At 32.4% G+C, this 20654-nt stretch carries 16 protein-coding genes; 9 read left to right on the top strand and 7 right to left on the bottom strand.

From position 1 onward, the window contains the following. Positions 1-10: 10 nt before the first annotated feature. Complete coding sequence (locus tag H3T54_RS11450) at positions 11-775, bottom strand: DeoR/GlpR family DNA-binding transcription regulator (protein WP_181414714.1); 765 nt, start codon at positions 773-775, stop codon at positions 11-13. Positions 776-958: 183 nt separating this feature from the next. Between H3T54_RS11450 and H3T54_RS11445 the strand changes: the two genes are divergently transcribed. The 5 genes from H3T54_RS11445 to H3T54_RS11425 all read left to right on the top strand — a co-directional run bounded on the left by H3T54_RS11445 (position 959) and on the right by H3T54_RS11425 (position 4528). Further along, positions 959-1831, top strand: a complete 873-nt coding sequence (locus H3T54_RS11445) for a ketose-bisphosphate aldolase (RefSeq protein ID WP_198201528.1) — start codon at positions 959-961, stop codon at positions 1829-1831. A gap of 126 nt (positions 1832-1957) precedes the next feature. Next, the gene (locus tag H3T54_RS11440) at positions 1958-2413 is read left to right on the top strand and encodes a PTS sugar transporter subunit IIA (RefSeq protein ID WP_086364191.1); all 456 of its coding nucleotides are present in this window, start codon (positions 1958-1960) and stop codon (positions 2411-2413) included. A gap of 47 nt (positions 2414-2460) precedes the next feature. After that, on the top strand, positions 2461-2772 hold the full coding sequence (locus H3T54_RS11435; protein ID WP_086364192.1) for a PTS fructose transporter subunit IIB: 312 nt from the start codon (positions 2461-2463) through the stop codon (positions 2770-2772). Between the two features lie 20 nt (positions 2773-2792). Next, complete coding sequence (locus H3T54_RS11430) at positions 2793-3887, top strand: PTS fructose transporter subunit IIC (RefSeq protein WP_086364193.1); 1095 nt, start codon at positions 2793-2795, stop codon at positions 3885-3887. 98 nt (positions 3888-3985) lie between these two features. Continuing rightward, a complete protein-coding gene (locus H3T54_RS11425) occupies positions 3986-4528 on the top strand; it encodes a D-lyxose/D-mannose family sugar isomerase (protein WP_110448794.1) in 543 nt (180 codons plus the stop codon). A 706-nt stretch (positions 4529-5234) separates the two neighbouring features. On the opposite strand, the gene H3T54_RS11420 is transcribed toward H3T54_RS11425, so the two are convergent. The 3 genes from H3T54_RS11420 to H3T54_RS11410 are packed head-to-tail and all read right to left on the bottom strand — an operon-like array spanning position 5235 to position 9395. Then, positions 5235-6074, bottom strand: coding sequence for a PRD domain-containing protein (locus H3T54_RS11420; RefSeq protein ID WP_198222610.1), 840 nt, complete (start codon positions 6072-6074; stop codon positions 5235-5237). A gap of 5 nt (positions 6075-6079) precedes the next feature. Beyond that, a complete protein-coding gene (locus H3T54_RS11415) occupies positions 6080-7501 on the bottom strand; it encodes a glycoside hydrolase family 1 protein (protein ID WP_110448796.1) in 1422 nt (473 codons plus the stop codon). After that, complete coding sequence (locus H3T54_RS11410) at positions 7491-9395, bottom strand: beta-glucoside-specific PTS transporter subunit IIABC (RefSeq protein WP_198222608.1); 1905 nt, start codon at positions 9393-9395, stop codon at positions 7491-7493. Before H3T54_RS11410 ends, H3T54_RS11415 begins: the two co-directional genes overlap by 11 nt. A 498-nt stretch (positions 9396-9893) precedes the next feature. Between H3T54_RS11410 and H3T54_RS11405 the strand changes: the two genes are divergently transcribed. The 4 genes from H3T54_RS11405 (at position 9894) to H3T54_RS11390 (ending at position 13612) form a co-directional block, all read left to right on the top strand. Then, positions 9894-11174, top strand: coding sequence for an MFS transporter (locus tag H3T54_RS11405; protein ID WP_198222606.1), 1281 nt, complete (start codon positions 9894-9896; stop codon positions 11172-11174). A 14-nt stretch (positions 11175-11188) separates the two neighbouring features. Next, complete coding sequence (gene pdxY, locus H3T54_RS11400; RefSeq protein WP_198222604.1) at positions 11189-12052, top strand: pyridoxal kinase PdxY; 864 nt, start codon at positions 11189-11191, stop codon at positions 12050-12052. A gap of 97 nt (positions 12053-12149) precedes the next feature. After that, complete coding sequence (locus H3T54_RS11395) at positions 12150-12611, top strand: STY0301 family protein (RefSeq protein WP_198222602.1); 462 nt, start codon at positions 12150-12152, stop codon at positions 12609-12611. Positions 12612-12889: 278 nt separating this feature from the next. Further along, a complete protein-coding gene (locus tag H3T54_RS11390) occupies positions 12890-13612 on the top strand; it encodes an IS1 family transposase (RefSeq protein ID WP_198222600.1) in 723 nt (240 codons plus the stop codon). A 205-nt stretch (positions 13613-13817) separates the two neighbouring features. Here the strand turns inward: H3T54_RS11390 and H3T54_RS11385 are convergent, their stop codons facing one another. The 3 genes from H3T54_RS11385 to H3T54_RS11375 all read right to left on the bottom strand — a co-directional run bounded on the left by H3T54_RS11385 (position 13818) and on the right by H3T54_RS11375 (position 20519). Then, the gene (locus tag H3T54_RS11385) at positions 13818-17780 is read right to left on the bottom strand and encodes a hypothetical protein (protein WP_198222598.1); all 3963 of its coding nucleotides are present in this window, start codon (positions 17778-17780) and stop codon (positions 13818-13820) included. 769 nt (positions 17781-18549) lie between these two features. Next, positions 18550-19947, bottom strand: coding sequence for an RtcB family protein (locus H3T54_RS11380; protein WP_198222596.1), 1398 nt, complete (start codon positions 19945-19947; stop codon positions 18550-18552). 149 nt (positions 19948-20096) lie between these two features. Further along, complete coding sequence (locus tag H3T54_RS11375; RefSeq protein ID WP_198222594.1) at positions 20097-20519, bottom strand: hypothetical protein; 423 nt, start codon at positions 20517-20519, stop codon at positions 20097-20099. Positions 20520-20654 lie beyond the last annotated feature (135 nt).

The following is a 20654-nucleotide window of genomic DNA, read 5'->3' as shown; positions in this document are numbered from 1 at the left end:
CCCTTTATCATCAAGCAGTTAGAACTTTTATCGACCTTTTATATCGCTCAATATCCTTTTTATCAACAGTTTGAGTTGTTATTAAATAATCCACTTCTTTTAATTGTGCGAAACTGGATTTTGAATCAATATTGAATTTAGTTGAGTCAATTAGCGCAATAGATTGTTGGCATTTAGCTAAAAATCTTTTTTTGTCGACAACTTCATTGTAATTATAATCAGAGAACCCGTTTTTTAGTGAAACACCTGATGCTGAAAAGAAAAACTTATCAATATTAAAAGCATTAATAACGCTATCATCAAAAGAGTTTTGTATGGTATTTGATTTTGGTTTTAAAACTCCGCCAATGATAATAACCGTCAAATTCGGGTTTTCTTTTAGCTTAACAGCAATATTGATACCCGTAGTAATAATAGTAATTTTAATATCAATATTGACTAATTTATTCGCAATTTCATTACTAGTTGAACTAGAATCAATCAGTATTGTATCTTTGTGTTTAATTAAAGATATAGCCAAACTAGCAATGCTCTGTTTTTCTTTTAGATTAAGTGCTTTTCTTTCATCATAAGGGGTTTGATGTATAAATTTATTCGATAACACAATCCCACCATGCGTTCGCTCTATATCTGGATAATTTGCACAAATTATATCAATATCACTACGCACTGTAGGCATTGATACATCTAATAACTCTGCTAACTCTTTAACAGTAATCGATTTATTTTCTATTACTTTCTTTAAAATAATCTGTTGTCTTTCTTCAGCAAACATAATTAGCCACCTTATATTTTGATTTATCTGCATAATACACAAAAAACAAATTAAAATAAAACAAAAAAACAAATAACAAAAAGAAAATAAAAAAAATAATTGACACAAATAAGAAAAGATAAAATAATAAAAGAAAAGAAAGTAAAGGAAAGTATTAATAACAGCAAATTTAAGGAGCAGCTCATGTTAATCACTGGTAAAGAAATGCTAGATATAGCAAGAAAAAATAAATTTTCCGTCCCTGCGTTCAATGCTGGTAGCGGACAATTACTGACTGCCGTAATGGAAACAGCAGAACGTTTAAACGCACCATTTATGATGGCAATTCACCCCGATGAGCTTGCTTTCTTAAAAGACAGTTTTATCAGTCAAGTTATTTATGAATGTAACCACAGTAAAATACCCGTTTGTATTCACTTAGATCATGGTGCCAACATGCAACAAGTTGCACATGCCATTCAATTAGGCTTCACATCAGTAATGATTGACAGTTCACATCAACCATTTGATGAAAATATTAGAATTACTAAAGAAGTCGTAAAACTAGCACATAGCGTTGGTGTGTCAGTGGAAGCAGAGTTAGGTACCATTGGCGATACTGGATCCACCGTTGAAGGGGGAGCAAGTGAAATTATTTACACCGATCCATTAAAAGCCAAAGAATTTGTTGAAGAAACAAAAATTGATTCTCTTGCGGTAGCCATTGGTACATCACATGGTATTTATCCAAAACACTTAGTTCCTAAATTACGTTTAGATATTCTAGAAGAAATTTATAAGCTGGTTTCAATCCCATTAGTACTTCATGGGGGTTCTAGTAATGCGGATGATGAACTTGCTGCTTCGCTAGATTTAGGAATTGCCAAAATAAACATCTCTAGTGATATAAAAATCTGTTTTGCTAACAAATTACGCGAGATGTTAAATGGAGGCAATAACGAGATTAGAGAGCCTAATGTTTTATTCCCACCTTGCATGCTAGAAACGCAAAAAGTAGCAGAGCAAAAAATTAAATTATTTAAAGCAGATAATAAAGCATCATTATATTATCGATAAGTTTTAAGACTATATAAGAACAAATAGCTAAATGCTTGTTCATATTAATAAATGTAAGCTAAAAGCCGGTTAATTGTCGACCGGCAACAAGCAACGGATTATTACATTTAATAAGAGGAAGAGTTTATGTCATTAAATAAAATTTTAGATGAACAAGTCATTGCCACAAATATTGATGCAAAAAATAAAAATGAAGCATTACTGATTTTATCAGAGAAACTACTTAATGCTGGCTATATTAATGATATTAATTCATTTCTGGAAGATATCTATTATAGAGAATCATTGGGAGCAACAGGTATAGGTAATTATATTGCAATTCCTCATGGTCAAAGCGATAGCGTACTACGAAATGGTATTGCTATCGGGAAATTCAACCAAGAAATTGAATGGGAAACTCTTGATGATAAAGGAGTTAAATTAATATTTTTATTTTCGGTCAGCGCTAATAATGACGGTGCTAATGAACATCTCATGTTGTTAGCACAACTAGCCGGTAAGCTTGGTAATGATGATGTTATTGATAGATTGTTAGAAGCAAATGATAGTCAGGAAATTAAACAAATTTTCACTAGTTGCTAATAACAAATTTATCAACAAGGAATTGTAATAAAAATAGGACAAAGGCTATGAATATTATTGGAATCGCTGCCTGTACCGCAGGAATTGCACATACTTATATTGCAAAGGAAAAATTAATCACTGCCGCCAAAAATGCTGGGCATAACATACATATTGAAACTCAAGGTACGATAGGCGTGCAAGATGAAATTCCCGATGAGTTAATTGAAAGTGCTGATATTGTTATATTAGCTATTGATGTAAAAGTATCTGGAAGAGAACGATTTGCCAACAAAAAAATCATTGAGGTCCCCACAGAAATTGCCATAAAGTCCCCCAATAAATTAATTAAGAAGATCGAAGAAGCTATTTCTCAATAATCTTACAGGTGAGGTTGCACATGAAGATGTTCAAATTAATAGAGTTAAAGCGTCATGCTCTAACAGCTATATCATATTTAATACCCATTGTTGTCAGTGCTGGTTTTTGTCTCGCTATAGGTAGTTTATTTGGTGGGCAAGTAATGAATAGTTTCCATGATGATTTCCGATTAGTTGATGCGCTTTCAACTATGGGGGTTCTGGTTCTTGGAATGTTGCCGGTGGTGATATCTACGGGTATATCTTATTCAATCGCAGATAAACCAGGTATTGCTCCCGGTTTTTTGACTGGACTAATTGCGATTAATATCGGCGCAGGCTTTATCGGTGGTTTTATCGGTGGTTATATTGCTGGTTATATTGCTTTACTTCTCAGAGAAAAAATTAAAGTACCACATTGGGCGGAAGGGCTAAGACCGGTTTTAATTATTCCTTTATTATCGGCGTTTGCCATGGGTCTCATAATGTACTACGTTGTCGGCACCCCAATTGCTGCATTCACTGAATTACTTATGGACTACTTAAAAAATCTTAATACGAGTGAAAAAATTGTATATGGATTAATTATTGGTGTTCTTTCAGGAATTGATTATGGTGGCCCAATCAATAAAACCGTGGTCATGTTTTTACTTTCATTAGGTCCAAATGGTTATGAACCAATGGCAGTTATGATTTTAGCCTCAATGGTAACGCCTTTTGGAATGACAATCGCTTACTTTATGCAAAAAATATTTTCTAAAAATATTTATACCAACAATGAAGTTGAAACATTAAAAGCAGCATTTCCAATGGGGGTCTGCCAAATCACAGAAGGTTGTTATCCGATTATCTTTAATGACTTACTCAGATGTTTAGTAGCAACTGGTGTCGGTGGTGCTGTTGGTGGTGCAATTAGTATGGCGTGTGGTAGTGCTACACCAGCACCTGCTGGTGGGCTATTTGCAATGGTGACAATGGTCAATCCTATCCAATGGTTTATTGCCTTAATGGCTGGCTCACTTGCTACCGCAATTATATTATTTGTACTGAAAAAACGAGTCAATCTAGATGATAACAATGAACTCACTATTGATGACGAGAAAGATATTGACTTAGATTCAATCAAAATCAGCTAAGTCTATAAAAATTGGATGGTTATGGAGGTCATTATCGATTAAACCATAACCATCTAAATACTAAATATAGACTTAGTTTTAGTTATATGAGGTGTACTATGTTAGTTAGTGAAGATTATAAGAATAATGTCAAAGAGTTATATAAAAAATCTCAACTTATTCTAACTGAACAAGAGTTAAATAATATTGAGTTTGCTGATTTCGGTTTAAATAATATTGAAAATGAAGGTTTAAATTTAATTATTTATATTAATACTGACCGATATTGTGCCAAAGAAATGGTATTACTACCTAACCAAACCTGCCCTGAACATCGACATCCCGACATCAACAACAGCAGAGGAAAACAAGAAACATTTCGTTGTCGATGGGGTAAAGTATATTTATATGTTGAAGGTGAAAATAAGGGCAGTATATCTTGTACTTTACCACAGGGTGGTAATCAACAATACTATACTGCTCGCCAAGAGATTGAATTACTCCCCGGTGAGCAATATACCATCGACCCCAATATTAAACATTGGTTTAAAGCTGGGCCTGAAGGTGCTGTAATAAGTGAATTCTCATCAACCAGTTATGATGAATTTGATATTTTTACCAACCCAAATATCAATAGAGTTTGCCAAGACCAAATCACATAAGTGAAATAAACTTGTCATGATAATGACTTAAATTTTACCGTGCTATAAAGCAACCTAAGAACAACCATAATAAAGGGTTTATTTATCCTAATTATCCGTGAAAATAAGATTAAATAAACCCTATACACACCAGGTAACCAACAAATTAATAACATTAGCTACTAACTAAATCTGACTATAAACAATGACACTAAGCAATCAATCTAAAAACAAAAGACCAGCAATTCGCATTAAAAGTACTGCTGTATTAAAAAAATAACCGCCGATAAATCATATTAACAACATTCTATCTGTAAAATCTAATCAAGTTAAAACGTTATCCTCTTGGTAGCCTGTTTAAACTGTTTAAAAAACTTCTTTAATTATTATTCGAAAGGCAAATAGCTATTTATCCTTTGATAGTATTGAAAAACATTTTTAAAGCTACCTTCCAACAAATTTTCTGTGTCAGCTAATTGATAATGATCCAATATGTTTAGAACATAATAAAATTTGTTGGCTAAATATTAATGAACTAAATCATCTTGATTGGGCTGAAGCCGATTTACCGATTGTTTCATATTTGCAGAATATTGAAACAGATCCAAATGAATAATTAACCATCGAATATTAAAAGCAAATGATAAAGTTACACAATTTGCAATAATCTTCTATTTTGGTATTAATTATCGATATAAACATCAATGCTGACTTTTGTTTGCTTGATTTAATGTACAATACGAATGATATGTAGTATTAAATAGAGGATTTCTTCATTTGAAATCATGATATTGAGCTGATTAATCAAATATTTTTTAATGATATTTGCACATTTAAACTCATCTGGATATTGCCTAATCACCTGTTGAAAAACAAAATCATTATCAGATTGTAGCTGCTTCTGCTCAAAAATACGCTGAATAAAAAACTGCATATGAGTTAAAAAGCGTGAATAATGTAACGATTGTTTATCTATTCGAATTGCAAAATTAAATTGAATAATATTGAATATATCCTTCAACATTTTAACGGACAATAACGTATGCTGCATAGTTTGTTGATGTGATTGGCCGTTAACTAAATGAAAGGCTATGTTACCTGCTTCCTCCTCAGGTAAACTAATATTAAGACGTTGGTTTATATAGGTTATGCCATACTTTGCAACTTCAAACTCTTTAGGATAAAAGCTTTTCACTTCGTATAACAAGCGATTTTGAATAACCACTCCTGAATAATATCTTTCAATAGCATAATTGAGGTGATCTAATAAGGTAAAAAAGAGTGTTTCTCTAAAAGTCGTTTGTAATGTTTTGCTCGCATAGTCTAACAAAAATCTCGTTAACTCGATGTAATCATCAGGTAATGATTCAATTAAGTTAAGATAACCTTGAATATCTGTTATTTGTTGTAAAACAAAACATTTCTCAATCTGCTCAGCATCAAGCAGATCACCAACTTTAGCATTAAAACCGATCCCTTTTCCCATCAGGATCACCTCGTTATTATCACTATTTTTGGATAATACTAGGCTGTTATTTAAAATTTTATCAACTTTAAATGTTATCATAACGGTTACGTCAATTTATCCAACTGCCCATTAGCCTTAATTAATTTCTGATACCAAAAATAACTCTTTTTCTTGATACGTTTCATATCTTTTAAATCAAATTCGCCTCGATTAACATAGATAAAACCATAACGCTTACCATAACCTTGATGAGTACTTACCACATCAATAACAGACCATGGGCAGTAACCAATAAGTTCAACACCATCGGTGATAGCCAATTGCATTTGGGTTATATGTTGGCTAATAAAGTTGATGCGATAATCATCGTTAACAGTATTATCTGCATTAAGTTTATCTGGAGCACCAATGCCATTTTCAGTGATTAGAATTGGTAAATTGTAACGTTCATAAACTTTTCTTAAAGTTAATCTTAAACCAATAGGATCAATTACCCATCCATAAGCCGTTTTATCGACAAAAGGATTTTCCGCCGCTCGATAAACGCCCTGTTCACCCAGCATGATTTGTTGATCGCCAGCTCTGGCTGATATATCGGAAGCATTTCCTTTACTGGCGGCAATTGTTGCTGTTGAATAATAATTCATGGCAATAAAATCAGGTTGAGCATTTTTTAATACAACGAGATCCTCTGCCAAAATTGTTGGGCAAAGCCCTCTATCCTGTAAATAACTTAAAAATAACGCATTATAGCGCCCCAAAATAGCGGTATCGAGGAAACTCCAACATCGAATAGTTTCCCAATTATGAGCAGCAATAGCATCTTCAGGTCGGCAAGTTTCAGCATACATTGAAGTAATATTTAATGCTGGCCCAATTTTAGCATTGGGACAAAGAGTGTGGCATAGCTGCATAGCTTTAGCCTGAGCGATAAACATATGGTGATTTTGTTGATAAAGTGTTTTCTTATCTGGTAATTTACCATTTTCAGGAACACCAATTGCACCAGGATGAAGAATCATGGTGTTTTGTTCATTAATTGTTAACCAATATTTAACTTTTTTACCAAAATTTTGGAATAGAACTTCAGTATATCGGACAAAAGCATCAATGGTTGATCGTTCACTCCATCCACCTTGTTTGTCCAATTTATAGGGTAAATCAAAATGATATAGAGTTACTATTGGTTCAATATCATAACGTTTAAGTTCATCAATTAAGTTATGATAAAAATCTAATCCTTGTTGATTAACGTCACCAATACCATCTGGAATAATACGCGTCCAAGCAATAGAAAAACGATAGGCTTTTAAGCCTAATTCGGCAAAAAGTCGTACATCTTCTTTATAATGATGATAGTGATCACTTGCTACTTTAAAATCGGCTACATCTTCAGGATGGCAATACATATCGACAATTGATGGAGATTTTCCATCTTCATCCCATGCCCCTTCAAACTGATAAGCCGATGTTGATCCTCCCCATAAAAAATTTTGAGGAAACGGTTTTAATGTTTTATAGAGCATGATTATCACCTTGATTTGATTTTTTAACTAATATCAGATCCTCACCGATTGTGACCATATTTTTCTTAATATTTTCAACAAAATACTCATCTGAATATAAAATAATTATTGGGGTAGTTGTCATATAACCAGCTTGATTGATAGCCGCTAAATCAAATTCAATTAACTCATCACCAACATTAACCCGCTGACCTTGTTCAACTTTAGCTGTAAAAAATTGGCCACCTAACTTAACGGTATCCAGTCCTATATGGATCAAAATTTCAATACCCTGATCACTTTTTATACCGATCGCATGTTTTGATTCAAGTAAACTGACAACCTTACCGCTAATTGGTGCAACAACTTTACCTTGATTAGGCTCAATGGCTATACCATCACCTATCAAATTTTTTGAAAAAACATCATCTTTTACTTCTGATAGAGGTATTACTTTTCCTGTTAAAGGACTACTTAAGATAACATTACTCAAATCAGCAGCAACAAAGTTATTTGTTGATGATAATGTTGAATCTGTATCAATAGTTTTAATCAAATCATCCTCATCAATTGGATCATCAAATCCCATAAACCATGTCAATACAAATGTTACAACTATCGCAATACAACATGTCACCAGAGCATGAACAATATTCATCGGATTATCACCTATAAATGCCGGTAAACCAGCTAATCCTGGCGATACAAAAGCATAACGTAATAATCCAGATACCCCTGCATAAACGCCAGCAACTCCACCACCTATCATTGAAGCAATTAATGGGCGTTTTAGCTTTAAGGTTACGCCATACAATGATGGTTCGGTAATACCTAATAATGCGGTGAAACCAGCAGAATACCCAAGTTGTTTTAGATTTTTATTTTTAGTTTTGATTGCTACACATAATGTAGCTGCACCTTGTGCTATATTTGAGGCTAGCATACCAGGGCCATTAATCATTTCAGAACCATTACGACTTAACTGTCCTGTTGCAATTGGAGTCATTGCCCAAGCTGTACCAGTGATAATTAAAAATGGCTGTAACCCGCCCATTAACATTGGAATTAACCAACTAGCTTTACTATTTATATAACCCGCCCCTTGTGCAACTAAATCATTTAGTAAGATGCCAAATGGACCAATAATGACTAATGCTAATGGCCCTGCTATCAATAAAATAAGCATTGGTTTGATAAAAAATTTTATCATTGATGGAGTCACTTTTTCAGCAAAGCGCTCAATATAAGACATTGCCCATACGGTAATAATAATAGGTAATACAGAACCTGAATAATCGGCTAATTTAACCGGGATACCAATAAAAGAAACATCTTGACCCAACACCATTAATTTTCCTAAATTGGGATGTAACATTGCACCTGCAATAGTCATAGCTAAAATAGGATTACACGAAAATTTACTTGCAGCACCATATGCTAACAAAATAGGCATAAAGAAAAATGCCGCATCAGCCAACATGTCCAACAAATAATAGGTATGGCTATCTGGCGATAACACCCCCATTAATTTACATATAGCTAATAACGCTTTAATCATCCCCGCACCAGTTAATGCAGGAATTACAGGCGTAAATGAAGTGGATATAATGCCAATAATATATGAAAGTATCCCTTCTTTCTTTTTGCTTCTTACCTTGCCATGTTCTTGGTTAGATAAATTCTGACTAATAGCTTGATACACTTGTTGGACTTCGTTACCGATCACTACTTGGAACTGCCCCCCACTATCTACAATACTAATAACACCAGTTAATTTCATGATTGCATCACAATCAACGATATTTTTATCAAAAAGATCAAACCGTAAACGAGTTGCACAATGAGTCAAGGAATTAACATTATCTTTTCCCCCAACTAACCGCAAAATTTGTATTCCTAACTGTTGATAATCCATATATACACTCACTCTAAAAGATCCAAAAAAAAAGACCAAAACAAAAACTCACCTTCTAGATAAGTTTTTGTTTTGGTCCTGCCTGAATTAAATCAGTAACATGCCTTAATGGATCCGATAGTATATATAACTAATATTGATTTCAAATTAAAATTCAAGAAATGTGATCTATATCTTATTTTATACAACTTAGATAATTACATTGCTATGCGTTAATTAACCGCGAACTTTAATATTTTTGCTAATTTTTAAGGCGCCTTCAATTTCAGCTTTGTGCAATCAATTAAGCTCTTTATTTAATAAAATAACCCAAATAATCCACTGTGAATAATCACGAATTATCTCTAAATAACAATATTATGATTCAAATTAGAACAATCATCTTTTTACATAATTTTTCTTATCTTATCAGATAACAAATTGTGATATTAATGGTTTTGTGTTAGTTTCTCTGTCTTTACAAATTTACATTAGTCATTGACTTAGCAAGGTCTAACTATGCCCAATTCATCTGCTAAAAAAGTTGCTTTTGCTGCTTTTATTGGTACTACCATTGAATGGTATGATTTTTATATCTATGCGTTAGCATCAGTCTTAATTTTTGGTCAGCTTTTCTTTCCTTCAGATAATCAATTTGTGCAAGTTTTAGGGGCATTTGCCTCATTTGCAGTTGGTTTTTTATCTCGACCATTAGGCGCAATAATTTTTGGTCATATTGGCGATCGATTAGGGCGGAAAAAATCACTAATTATCACCTTGCTATTAATGGGGATTGCTACAACGTGTGTTGGTTTGTTACCCTCTTATCAACAAGCAGGCATCATCGCACCGATACTGTTAGTTGGATTACGTATTTTACAAGGTATTGCTGTCGGTGGTGAATGGGGTGGCGCAGTATTAATGGCTAATGAACATGCTCCCAAAGGCTTAAAAAACTTTTTCTCATCGTTTGCTCAGTGGGGGAGTCCGGCAGGTAATATTCTCGCATTATTGGTCTTTTCTTATATCATTAGCTTGCCTACGGATAAACTTATAGATAGCGGTTATTGGCGTATCCCATTTTTAGTCAGTTTTGTTTTATTAATTGTTGGTATTATTGCCAGAATTACCTTAACCGAGTCACCCGTATTTATCGAATCAGCTAAAAAGCAAGCTAGCTTGAAACAAAAAGAGTCGGTGCCAATTATTGAGGTGTTTAAACGGGCAACGCCAATACTGGTATTAGCCATATGCGCCAATGTACTGTCATTTAGTGGTATTTTTTCTAATACACTAATGATTGGTTATACAACAATGGCTCTAGGTGTTGAGAAGAAGATCATCGTTGATGCACTATTTTGGATTGCAATGGTACACTTTATTGCGCAACCATTTATCTCTTATTTTTCAGAAAAGTTTTCAGCAACACGCTTTTTAATTATTTCAGCAATATTAGCGATGGCATCCGTATTTTTGTTATTTCCCATTATTCAAGCAGGAACAAAAACTAGCTTTATTATTGGTATTTCATTAAATGTACTTTGTTACAGTGGTTTCTATGGGATAATAGCGGGTTATTTAAGCCGAATTTTCCCTGCTAGAATTCGCTATACAGGCTTATCCATGAGCTATCAAGGTTGCGCAGCTATTTTTGGTAGCCTTATTCCATTGATCGGGGGTTATATTATCTTTACCTACCAAACTTATTGGTTACCATTAGCGCTATTTTATTGTGGATTAGCAATGCTATCTATTATCAGCATCTATCTTTTAAGCCATTATCACTATTATGATGAATAAAAAGGCAACGACTTATGAAAACCGTTTTATCAATTCAATCTAATGTTGTTTATGGCTATGCAGGCAACAAAGTTGCCACATTAGCCATGCAATTACAAGGCGTTGAAGTCATGCCGATCCACACAGTACAACTATCGAGTAATACGGTTTATCCCGATTATGATGGTATTGTGCTGGGGGCTCAGCAAATTACACGGATCGTAAATAGTCTTGAAAAAATTGGCGTTTTAAAATCAATTGATGCCGTTATATCAGGTTACATCGGCCTTGCCGAACAAGGTGAAGAAATTATTGAAGCAGTAAAAAAGATAAAATATTATAACCCTAACGCCATTTATGTGTGCGATCCGGTTATGGGCGGAGACATTAATAAAGGAAGTTCGCTGCCGCAAAATATTATTGATTTTTTCACTAAGCAAGCGATTAAACATGCAGACTATATTACGCCGAATCTATTAGAATTACAGATATTATCGAATATCGAAATTAAAACTTTCAGCGATGTACAAACGGCAATCAAAAAACTGCAACATCAACCTATCCAAGCAATTTTAGTGAAAAATTTAGTCCATGCTGGCAAAACTACAGAATTGTTTGAAATGATATTAGCCACACCATCGCAAAGTTATCACCTTGCCCGTCCATTATATGATTTTCCTTATCGTCCATTGGGCGTTGGCGATTTAATCTGTAGCTTGTTCACTGCTCATTTAATCAATGGCAAATCACAATTAAATGCATTTGAACTAGCGGCCAATGCAGCGAATCATGTATTAGCTGTTACCAAACAAAAAGAGGTTAGAGAACTAGCGATTATTGATTCACAGGACTGGCTGAAAAAACCTGATTTACAGTATCGAGCAACACCATTATTATAAAAACAGCATTTTAAAAATAATTTGATTTAGATTATTGGCATAATTAATTAACAACACTAATAATAGATTAATATGTCATGTAAACAGGATGGATGAGATGAAAGGTTACCGAATTAGTTTGATTGCAACAGCGTGGTTGGCAACTATTGGGGTTGCTACTGCTTACGAAATTGATTGCCCAACCCGAATCAATATTAAATCCGATCATCCCGAACTTGAAGCAACTCCTGAGGGTTGGCAAGTTTCAATGAAAAAAAACCGTAGTTTACTACTCAGTGGTATTGGTGTTTATTCCGATGAGCCAGTTAAATTATTTGAATTAAAACCTGAAATTGGCATTATTGATGGCAAAAAACATGACCTCACATGGCAAATCAATTCAGCCTATGATGAAAATGGAAACTACGTTAAATGTAGCTATAATGGTGAGGAAGTCCAATTGGCAAAAAAAATCGATTCATCGATGAAAAGTTGCTGGGCGATTTATGCAAATGATGAAAATCAACACACAACAGCCAAACTTATCTGTAGTACCAGCAAATTGCAAGAAGTGGAATAAGTTTCACTATTTAATATTAAACCTTTGAATTTACGTATCTTCAATATAGCGTTTGTTATACTTAATCAATTTGATAATTGTATTATCACCTTATCAAATTTAGCATATTTTAATCTATGCTTAGATGTCATTAATTGAACTAATAAGAAATATATCAAGATTTGTAACAAGAAAATAAGATATTAGTAGTTTTAAACAATAAAAAAATTATACCTTTTCCTGTATTCATTATTTGTAAAAATAATTAAGGAGTCTATGCCATCAAAAGGTCAACGATCATGTATCATTCTCTATTACCAATTGAGCAACATTTTGCCGCTGAGCGTTTTTTGCTGGCGTTGCCAGATTTGGTGGCGACAACGCCTTTATGTCGACGATTTAAACCAGCTTCATTGTTCATAAATATTGCGCCAATGACGTTAAGCAATCAACCACATAGCTTTATTGCAGATAAGTTTAACCTTTCAGCGCGAGCAGCACGGCGGTGGGATAATGTTATCCGTCAGTTGTTAGCACAATATGAACCGGATCTTTATCAAGCGATTCTTAACCTTCCTCAAGCAAAACCAACAGAAGTTTTTCAGCAAGCTAAGGCTTTTAAGTTGTGGCTTACTGGACTACTTAAGACGGCTGTCATGCCTTGCGATTATTGCCACTCTTTGAATACTATTCGCATTGGCCATAGGCTTAATTTCCGTTGTAAAACCTGTCGACGAACCTTTAATCCACTGAAAAAATATCAACTTAATAAGTTATCTCACCATGAACGATGGTTGCCGTTTATTGATTTATTGCTGCAAGGTGAAACATATAAAACCATTCAGCAACAATTAGACATTAATACCAATACCGCAGCTAAATGGCAACGCTATTTTTTTACATTGATGGAAGAACAAGGATTTACACTTTTGGTTAACTATTGCCGAACAAAACGACGCCAGCGTTATCGTCAAACTTGGTTAGATATTAATGCGAATAGTCCACATATCAAAGCAAAATAATATTATTATATTTGTAAAAAATATTGAGGAGTCTATACCGTCTTATATTACATCGCTAACTAATCTAAATTTACAAATGAACCACAGACTTATAGTACATATGGTGGTCTATAAAAAAATACATTGATGCAAATAGCATTAAATCAAAATTTATTAAATTAGTTAGTTTTTTTAAGGTACAAATTTAACTTATTAATATTTAGATTTAATTTTCAATTAACTTCTTTCCATAACCCATAATTTTATCTTCTTTTATTTCATATTTTAATTTCCATTTTTGATTCAGTTCTTTTACTATTTTTTGATTTAAGGTGGTATCATCAAAACTTGGTCTTTTAAATATAAATAGATTTGAAAAAAGACTTTGATTTGTGGGATCTTGTTCTAAAATTTTAAATACTTGATAGGTTTCTTCAATATTTAACTGATTTATTTGGTTACATAACAAAATATATTTATCGTCTAGTGAAAACTCTGTAGTTTTTAGTAATTCGATTAATAAACTATAAGAAATTTTTCTAAATTCTAAAATTTCTTCCTGATATTCAACGCACAAATGCTTGATTGTTTCTTTTATTTCATTAGTTGTAGAATTATAAAATTGATGATTGGTTATATAAATTAGATCATCAACATCAAAATTATTTTTTAAAATATAGTTTTGTAATTTTATTGGATAGTTTCTACTTTTAATTGAAATTGGTTCTTTTGTTAGAGCTAATAATGAAAATTTCTTATTTAAGCTTATTTCTTCTGATAAAAGACTTATGATTTCTTCATCATTTATTAACAAAGAATCTTTATTTAGTTTGTTAATATAGTCGTTAAAATTATGGATAATAAATTCTTGAATATTATCTGGATAATTTTCTCTTATAAAATCTAAATCTTGTTCTTCTCCTAGACCAATAACTTTAAGCTGAATCAGCATTGATACGTTCTCTTTACTAACGTCTGTATCATTAAAGTTTGAACAACACTTACCATTAAACCATGCAATTAACATACTATATTTATCAGGATTTAAGACAGGATTTAGGATTATTTGTCTAAAGAATAAATTTAGATCATCTTCATCTGATATTAATTTTTCTAAATCAGCCTGTTGTGGTGATATATTTTCGTTATCATTATTAATGAAATCGGCTAGTTGAACATTGATTTTTCTTTCCTTATTTTCATCTTCATCTTCATCTTCCAATTCATAATTTAAAAAATAGTAAACAATATTCTCTGCTGAATATTCTATTTTTTGCTTTTCAAGTAGCTTATTCCAAACACCTTTATCGGTTACTTGTCTCAATAATTTAATAGTTAATAAATTTTTATCTATATAAGCTATTTTAACAGATAAAGATATTGCATCATGATTCAGAATAAATAATACGGTATCCTCATTATCATCAATTATAGAGATATCTGATTCAACAATAGATAGGACCAGTGGTTGAGGATTACTTTGAAAATATACTTTAACTGGCGCATCATCACTTAATGTTAATAGGGTTTGTATAATTTCAGAATCGAAAACTGTTAGAGTATATCTATTTTCTAATATATGTTTTACATTAACATAATTTAGTTCATAGTGATTGTTTGCTTCAACTAATGTTAAGAGTTCTGGGGTTGAATGCTCAATTTGTTTGAACCGAATATTCATTATTGAAAAAGCATCGATTATTTTGTTTAAATGATTTTGAGAATTATCAAGTAAATTAAAAACTCTATTCCATTCTTCATCAATACATAAAAAATCATTTCGCTCTTCAATAAACTCTTTTAGAGCAACCAGTCCATGCATTTTTTCTAATTCTATTAGTTGATTATGAATAAACGAAAGATAAACATAGAGTCTTGGGTCAAATATATCAATAGATTTCCATATATCCCATAATTGAATATTTATTTCTTTCACGAATAAACATAGATAATTAGGTTGATATTTTGTGTTGTTATTTATTAATAAAGTATAATATCTTGCTAGATATTCATTAATAAAATTAATTTCAGGATGCAACTTTAATAAATTAATAAATTGAGATAAATCACTTGTGTTGTTGGTTGCTAATATATGATCTAGTAAAGAATAATTTAACACAGCAATCTCATTAAACTTACTTGAATTATCGGAATTTAATCTTTTTAGTACTATCTCAGTTTTTTTTAATTCAAGCTGCCAGTCATTTAGTATTCGCTCGTTAATATTACGCAAAAATAGTGTATCATTTTGCGGTAACCCTTGTTCATCATAGAAGCTAGTATAATCATTATAATTCTCATCAATATAACCTTGAATAATGAGTGTGCGTAAAAGCGGGAAATAACATGAAGATGCTAATTTTTCATATTCAGATTTATATTGTTCATGTTCTATTTTGTAGTCTTTATCGCCAGACTTAATGTAAATATGATGTTTAAACAAAGTATCTATAGTTATATTATTATTCTGCTGAATCTTAATTATTTCAGAAATTTTCTTAGGTGATTTTAATAGTAATTTTTCTTTTTCTAATGTTCTAATTTCTACTTCGCGTGTTAATCTTTTATTTTCTTGAATAATTTTAAATTTTTCCTTTCTATTTTTATATTCGCTATTTTGCTCAAGATCATTAAAATACTGTCTGCAATCTATTTCTTTATAAGAAGTGTTCTTTTCATAATATCCATTATTAATCTTATAGTTATTTTTTTTCAAACTAGAAATCAATTCTATTCTATTTAAAGCAGAAATTTTTGTTCCATCATCAAATTCATACTCATTGAAGTAAATTTCGGATGGAAGTTTGATATATAAAGCATCTAACTCATCAATACTTTCTAAATGGTTCGTTTCTAAATCTTTAATTTCCTCTTTTTTTAACTGGATTTTACTATCAAGTTGTTCAATTTGAGTTTCATTGTCAATGTTTTTTACTTGCGTTAATGATTCAATAATTCGATGAACAACGCCGTTCCCTAAACCTAAGCGCGTTAAAGAATAATCTTCTGGAAAAATATTTTTATAAACAATAATGGCTAATAGGTTTTCTTTTTTAAACCAACTGGCTTGGTGGGGTAATTTTTTCTTATAAATGATATATTCGTTACAAATATTTTTAATGAGTCTAATATCATCTAGATATAAGGATAAAGTGTCTAAAAAAGTTATTGAAAAATCACTATAAATATTTTCATTTTTAAATAGTTCTTCCATTTTTCCTAATGAATTGGAGTTATCCATAACCGGAACAATAGGTAAAATGTAATCAAAAAACTTAGTGCGCTCCTTCGATTCAAAAATTTCATCTTTAATTAGATAGATAAATTTGATTGGTTTTCCTTTGGTTGGTTTTCTTTTGCGCTTTTTTTGTCTTTGATTATAGATATAATTTAATTCTCTTAATTTATTAAGTATCAAATTATCATCATAACGATCAATATCTTCAAAAACAATAAAATCTAATTTTGATTTACGTAAGATATAAATAATCTCATCCAAATATTTATCAAAATAAGAAACATCACATTCTGATGATGAGATATCAATCTCATTCTGAAAGATTTTTAGTTTTCTAATAAGATTTTTTCTATGTTGCAGATCGATAATTTTATAAGAAACAAAAGTTATCAGAGTAAATAACGAACCAATAAGTATCAAAGTTAATTGAGTCGGCTCTTCTAACCATTTATTTAGTAATGTTTTATCAATATAAATAAAGCAACAAAAAAACAAAGCAATAATGCTCGCCCAAACTATATTAATCCAGTTGTTTGGCTCAGCTTTAACTTTAAAATCTGTGGCGGGAATTTGCTTTGGATCGATTTGATGAATAAGTTGGTTAATAATTTTTCTTTCTAACATTAATTCATCATTAAACGTGAATTCATCATCTGGGTTTATGTTTTTTATTTTTGACTTTAGATTAGGTGAAAAATATGAAAGAGATATGTGAATACCTTTAAGATTTCCATGGTGTTTTTCTTCGTAAGTTTTAATTACACTGCTTTTTCCTGAGGCATAAGGCCCACTAATAGCAATGTTAAGCAAATCATCTTCTTTGAATACAAAATCGAGGGCTTCGTTATAACCAATCATTTCATCAGCTGAAAGAGTTGTTGGTGTGAGTTTTTCAAAGGTGATATTTTCTTGTTGAGCTATTTGTTTCGCTCCATTTTGATTATCTTCCATTCTATATTCCTTGCTATGATTTTTTTAATCAATCATTTCATTTATAAAACGTACTTTATTTTAATAATTTACAACTCTTCTTTAGCCTTGATCCTCTAGTTTTGCTATGTTTATCCGATTGCAAATTGAAAACACTACTCAATGTTTAAATGCTATTGGGATTCAGCCATAATTTTTCGGCTAACGAAGCGAATATTAGTTTTAAGAGTAATAATGTTATTGATAAAATTGATGTTGTTTTAACTATTCATTATCTACCATAACACTTTGTAAAATCACTTAAAAAGTAATATATCATATTTTGTTTATACCTAGCAGTGATTAATCCAAACAGGTAATCGCTGTAGATAATTTGTAATTGTAAATACTTTATTCATCATAAAGAGCATACATGTTTAACCTTTTGGTAGATTAATTATAATTCTAATCTTCAAATAAAATCTTTTAGACTTTTTTACCTTTCCCCCAAACTTTTGTAAAAAATATTGAGGAGTCTATACCGTCTTAATTTTTCTTAGTAAAAAATAGATGCGATAAAACACAGTAAGGTTATGTTGAGCAATTTTAATTGCTGGTGATAATCATAGGTTAATGGGTGCAATCGATCCTTGTGGTGATGGTTTAGCTGCGGGGTATTAATGATTTATTAAAATAACAAATCAAATCAGAAATGATAAAACTAATATAATAAAGATAATGACATTAGTCATTGTCTTTATTAACTCGCTATATAGATGCCAGTTTTTGGAGAAACTGACATCTTTTTACATCATACTTTAAAGGTTATCCAAGGTTTAAGTCTGACAGCGGTTTCGATTATACCGGCATTCTCTTGTGCTTGAATGACTGGCGTAATCGGTTTATATGCTGCAGGCGCTTCCTCAAATAGTCGCTCTTGTTTTAAAGTAACGCATTGCCATGGCAATAAGGCGTTATCAGAGGCCAATTTTTTATTACGCATCGTTTGCCTTTTTTCAGCTCGTCCAGCGCCATGCGAACAAGACCATAACCAATCAGGATGACCTTTTCCTATTGCAACATAAGAATAATCGCCCATAGAGCCTGGTATCAATGCTATTTCACCTAAATGTGCAGGTGTTGCACCTTTGCGATGAATATTCATGCCATTTTCAGGAAAAATGACATTGTGTGAGATATCAACCAATAGTTGACTAGCATCTTGCTTAAAGAGTGTACTAAACGTTTTACGCACTAGCTCAGTGATCACAATGCGATTTATCCAAGCATAACGAGCAGCAACGCCCATCGCTTGCAAATACTCTTGAGCATGATTGTCTGTCAAAGCAAATAAACCTGATTTAGGATATTTTTGATCGACCGGCCATAATGCTTTAGCTTTATCTTGCCAACGCTTGCCAATATAAAAACCGACATCACGTGATCCAGTATGAATCATCACTACAATAGCATCTTTCTTTAAACCTAATTGATAAGCAACATGGCGATCAATAATTTCATCAACAATTTGTAATTCAACAAAATGGTTACCTGAGCCTACTGTGCCTAGACTTGCCGGACGAATAATCGCTCGTTTTTCAAAAAAGGCTTCGGGAGCATACTGACTATCTGCCGAAAGTAAATCATTGCCAGAAATTTTACTATTTTCATGCGATAGCCGCTCAAAATCGACACTATTCCATAAACCTTGTTGCGGTAAAGCTCCTAACCAAGCTGCAAGACCTTCATCAAACAGCGCCTGAAAAGAAGTGGGGGTAACTGGCACATCGCGCTCATCGTGCAATAACACTTGTTTCAATTGTTCAATGAGACTTGATTTTTGTTCATCCACCTCATTAAGACTTAAGCCTGTAGTAAACAGGCGCATCCCACAATTAATATCCGTGCCTATCGCCGCAGGAATAATTAAATCAGGAGTCGTGGCAACTATACTTCCAACTGGTGCAATCGTACCAGGATGAAAGTCTGGCGTAGCCCTTGCAGCGCAAACTTTGCCATCACTATTGGGCATGGTTACCGATGCAAAATCGAGTAATTGCTCAACCGCTTTTTCTTCTAAAGGTAACGGATTAGGTAATAATACTTGTGCCGTAATATCTTGTTTATTAAATGTGTAAATATCATTATTAAAATGAGTTTCAATCCCACTTCGGGATAAACGTTTTTGTAAACGGGTAAATGTAGACATAATAGCCACCTAGAAAACAATAAAATACCGTCCTCTCAATTTGAGAAGATAATTACTGTTTCCTGCAGCAGCACTATTCAGGAAAGCGGCCGTATTCTAGACTAAAGTTTATTAAAATGTAAACTGATAAATTATTTTTTATTAGATCATCAATTATTTCTGTGTATTATTTCCCAACTCAGGCCAAATTTAGCTAAGTATTTTTTTAGGCGATCAGCATCGTTACTGCGCTGTTTTTTACATCTTGAAACAGCAAATAGAACTCGGCCTGCTTCAGACAAGGAGGCGCTGTTTTGGCATATTTCTAATACTTTTTCTAACTGGCAACGATCAAATTCATCAATTTCAGTTGGAATTAAATCGTTATAGCTTTTGGTTGTTTGCTGCCAATTTTGCTGTAAACGACCGATTTCTTGCTCAACCTGTTGTAATGTAATATTGGCTTGTGGTGCTAATGTCGCCATACGGGTAATCGAACTATTGAGCTCACGAAAATTGCCTTGCCATTTTACTTGAGGAGAAGTGGCAAATTTCAGATAGGCATTACGGGATTGTTGATTAAATCGTGGCATAATGCCGTATTCTTTGGCATAACGGGCTAGCTCAAAATCAATATTGGGTTCTGATGAATCCCCTAATGATTTTGGTAAAAATCATTAAGTTAAGGTGGATACACATCTTGTCATATGATCAAATGGTTTCGCGAA

The sequence above is a fragment of the Gilliamella sp. B14384G10 genome, assembly GCF_016101685.1.
Taxonomy (GTDB): domain Bacteria; phylum Pseudomonadota; class Gammaproteobacteria; order Enterobacterales; family Orbaceae; genus Gilliamella; species Gilliamella apis_A.
This window is presented reverse-complemented; position numbering and strand designations above follow the sequence as displayed.

Bases quoted from the DNA above. Each gene is read 5' to 3' on its own strand.
- H3T54_RS11385 (WP_198222598.1), bottom strand. From the start codon at position 17,780: ATGGAAGATAATCAAAATGGAGCGAAACAAATAGCTCAACAAGAAAAT.
- H3T54_RS11375 (WP_198222594.1), bottom strand. From the start codon at position 20,519: ATGCCACGATTTAATCAACAATCCCGTAATGCCTATCTGAAATTTGCC.
- H3T54_RS11425 (WP_110448794.1), top strand. From the start codon at position 3,986: ATGTTAGTTAGTGAAGATTATAAGAATAATGTCAAAGAGTTATATAAA.
- H3T54_RS11440 (WP_086364191.1), top strand. From the start codon at position 1,958: ATGTCATTAAATAAAATTTTAGATGAACAAGTCATTGCCACAAATATT.
- H3T54_RS11405 (WP_198222606.1), top strand. From the start codon at position 9,894: ATGCCCAATTCATCTGCTAAAAAAGTTGCTTTTGCTGCTTTTATTGGT.
- H3T54_RS11390 (WP_198222600.1), top strand. From the start codon at position 12,890: ATGTATCATTCTCTATTACCAATTGAGCAACATTTTGCCGCTGAGCGT.
- H3T54_RS11430 (WP_086364193.1), top strand. From the start codon at position 2,793: ATGAAGATGTTCAAATTAATAGAGTTAAAGCGTCATGCTCTAACAGCT.
- H3T54_RS11445 (WP_198201528.1), top strand. From the start codon at position 959: ATGTTAATCACTGGTAAAGAAATGCTAGATATAGCAAGAAAAAATAAA.
- H3T54_RS11420 (WP_198222610.1), bottom strand. From the start codon at position 6,074: ATGATAACATTTAAAGTTGATAAAATTTTAAATAACAGCCTAGTATTA.
- H3T54_RS11435 (WP_086364192.1), top strand. From the start codon at position 2,461: ATGAATATTATTGGAATCGCTGCCTGTACCGCAGGAATTGCACATACT.
- H3T54_RS11380 (WP_198222596.1), bottom strand. From the start codon at position 19,947: ATGTCTACATTTACCCGTTTACAAAAACGTTTATCCCGAAGTGGGATT.
- H3T54_RS11450 (WP_181414714.1), bottom strand. From the start codon at position 775: ATGTTTGCTGAAGAAAGACAACAGATTATTTTAAAGAAAGTAATAGAA.
- pdxY (WP_198222604.1), top strand. From the start codon at position 11,189: ATGAAAACCGTTTTATCAATTCAATCTAATGTTGTTTATGGCTATGCA.
- H3T54_RS11415 (WP_110448796.1), bottom strand. From the start codon at position 7,501: ATGCTCTATAAAACATTAAAACCGTTTCCTCAAAATTTTTTATGGGGA.
- H3T54_RS11395 (WP_198222602.1), top strand. From the start codon at position 12,150: ATGAAAGGTTACCGAATTAGTTTGATTGCAACAGCGTGGTTGGCAACT.
- H3T54_RS11410 (WP_198222608.1), bottom strand. From the start codon at position 9,395: ATGGATTATCAACAGTTAGGAATACAAATTTTGCGGTTAGTTGGGGGA.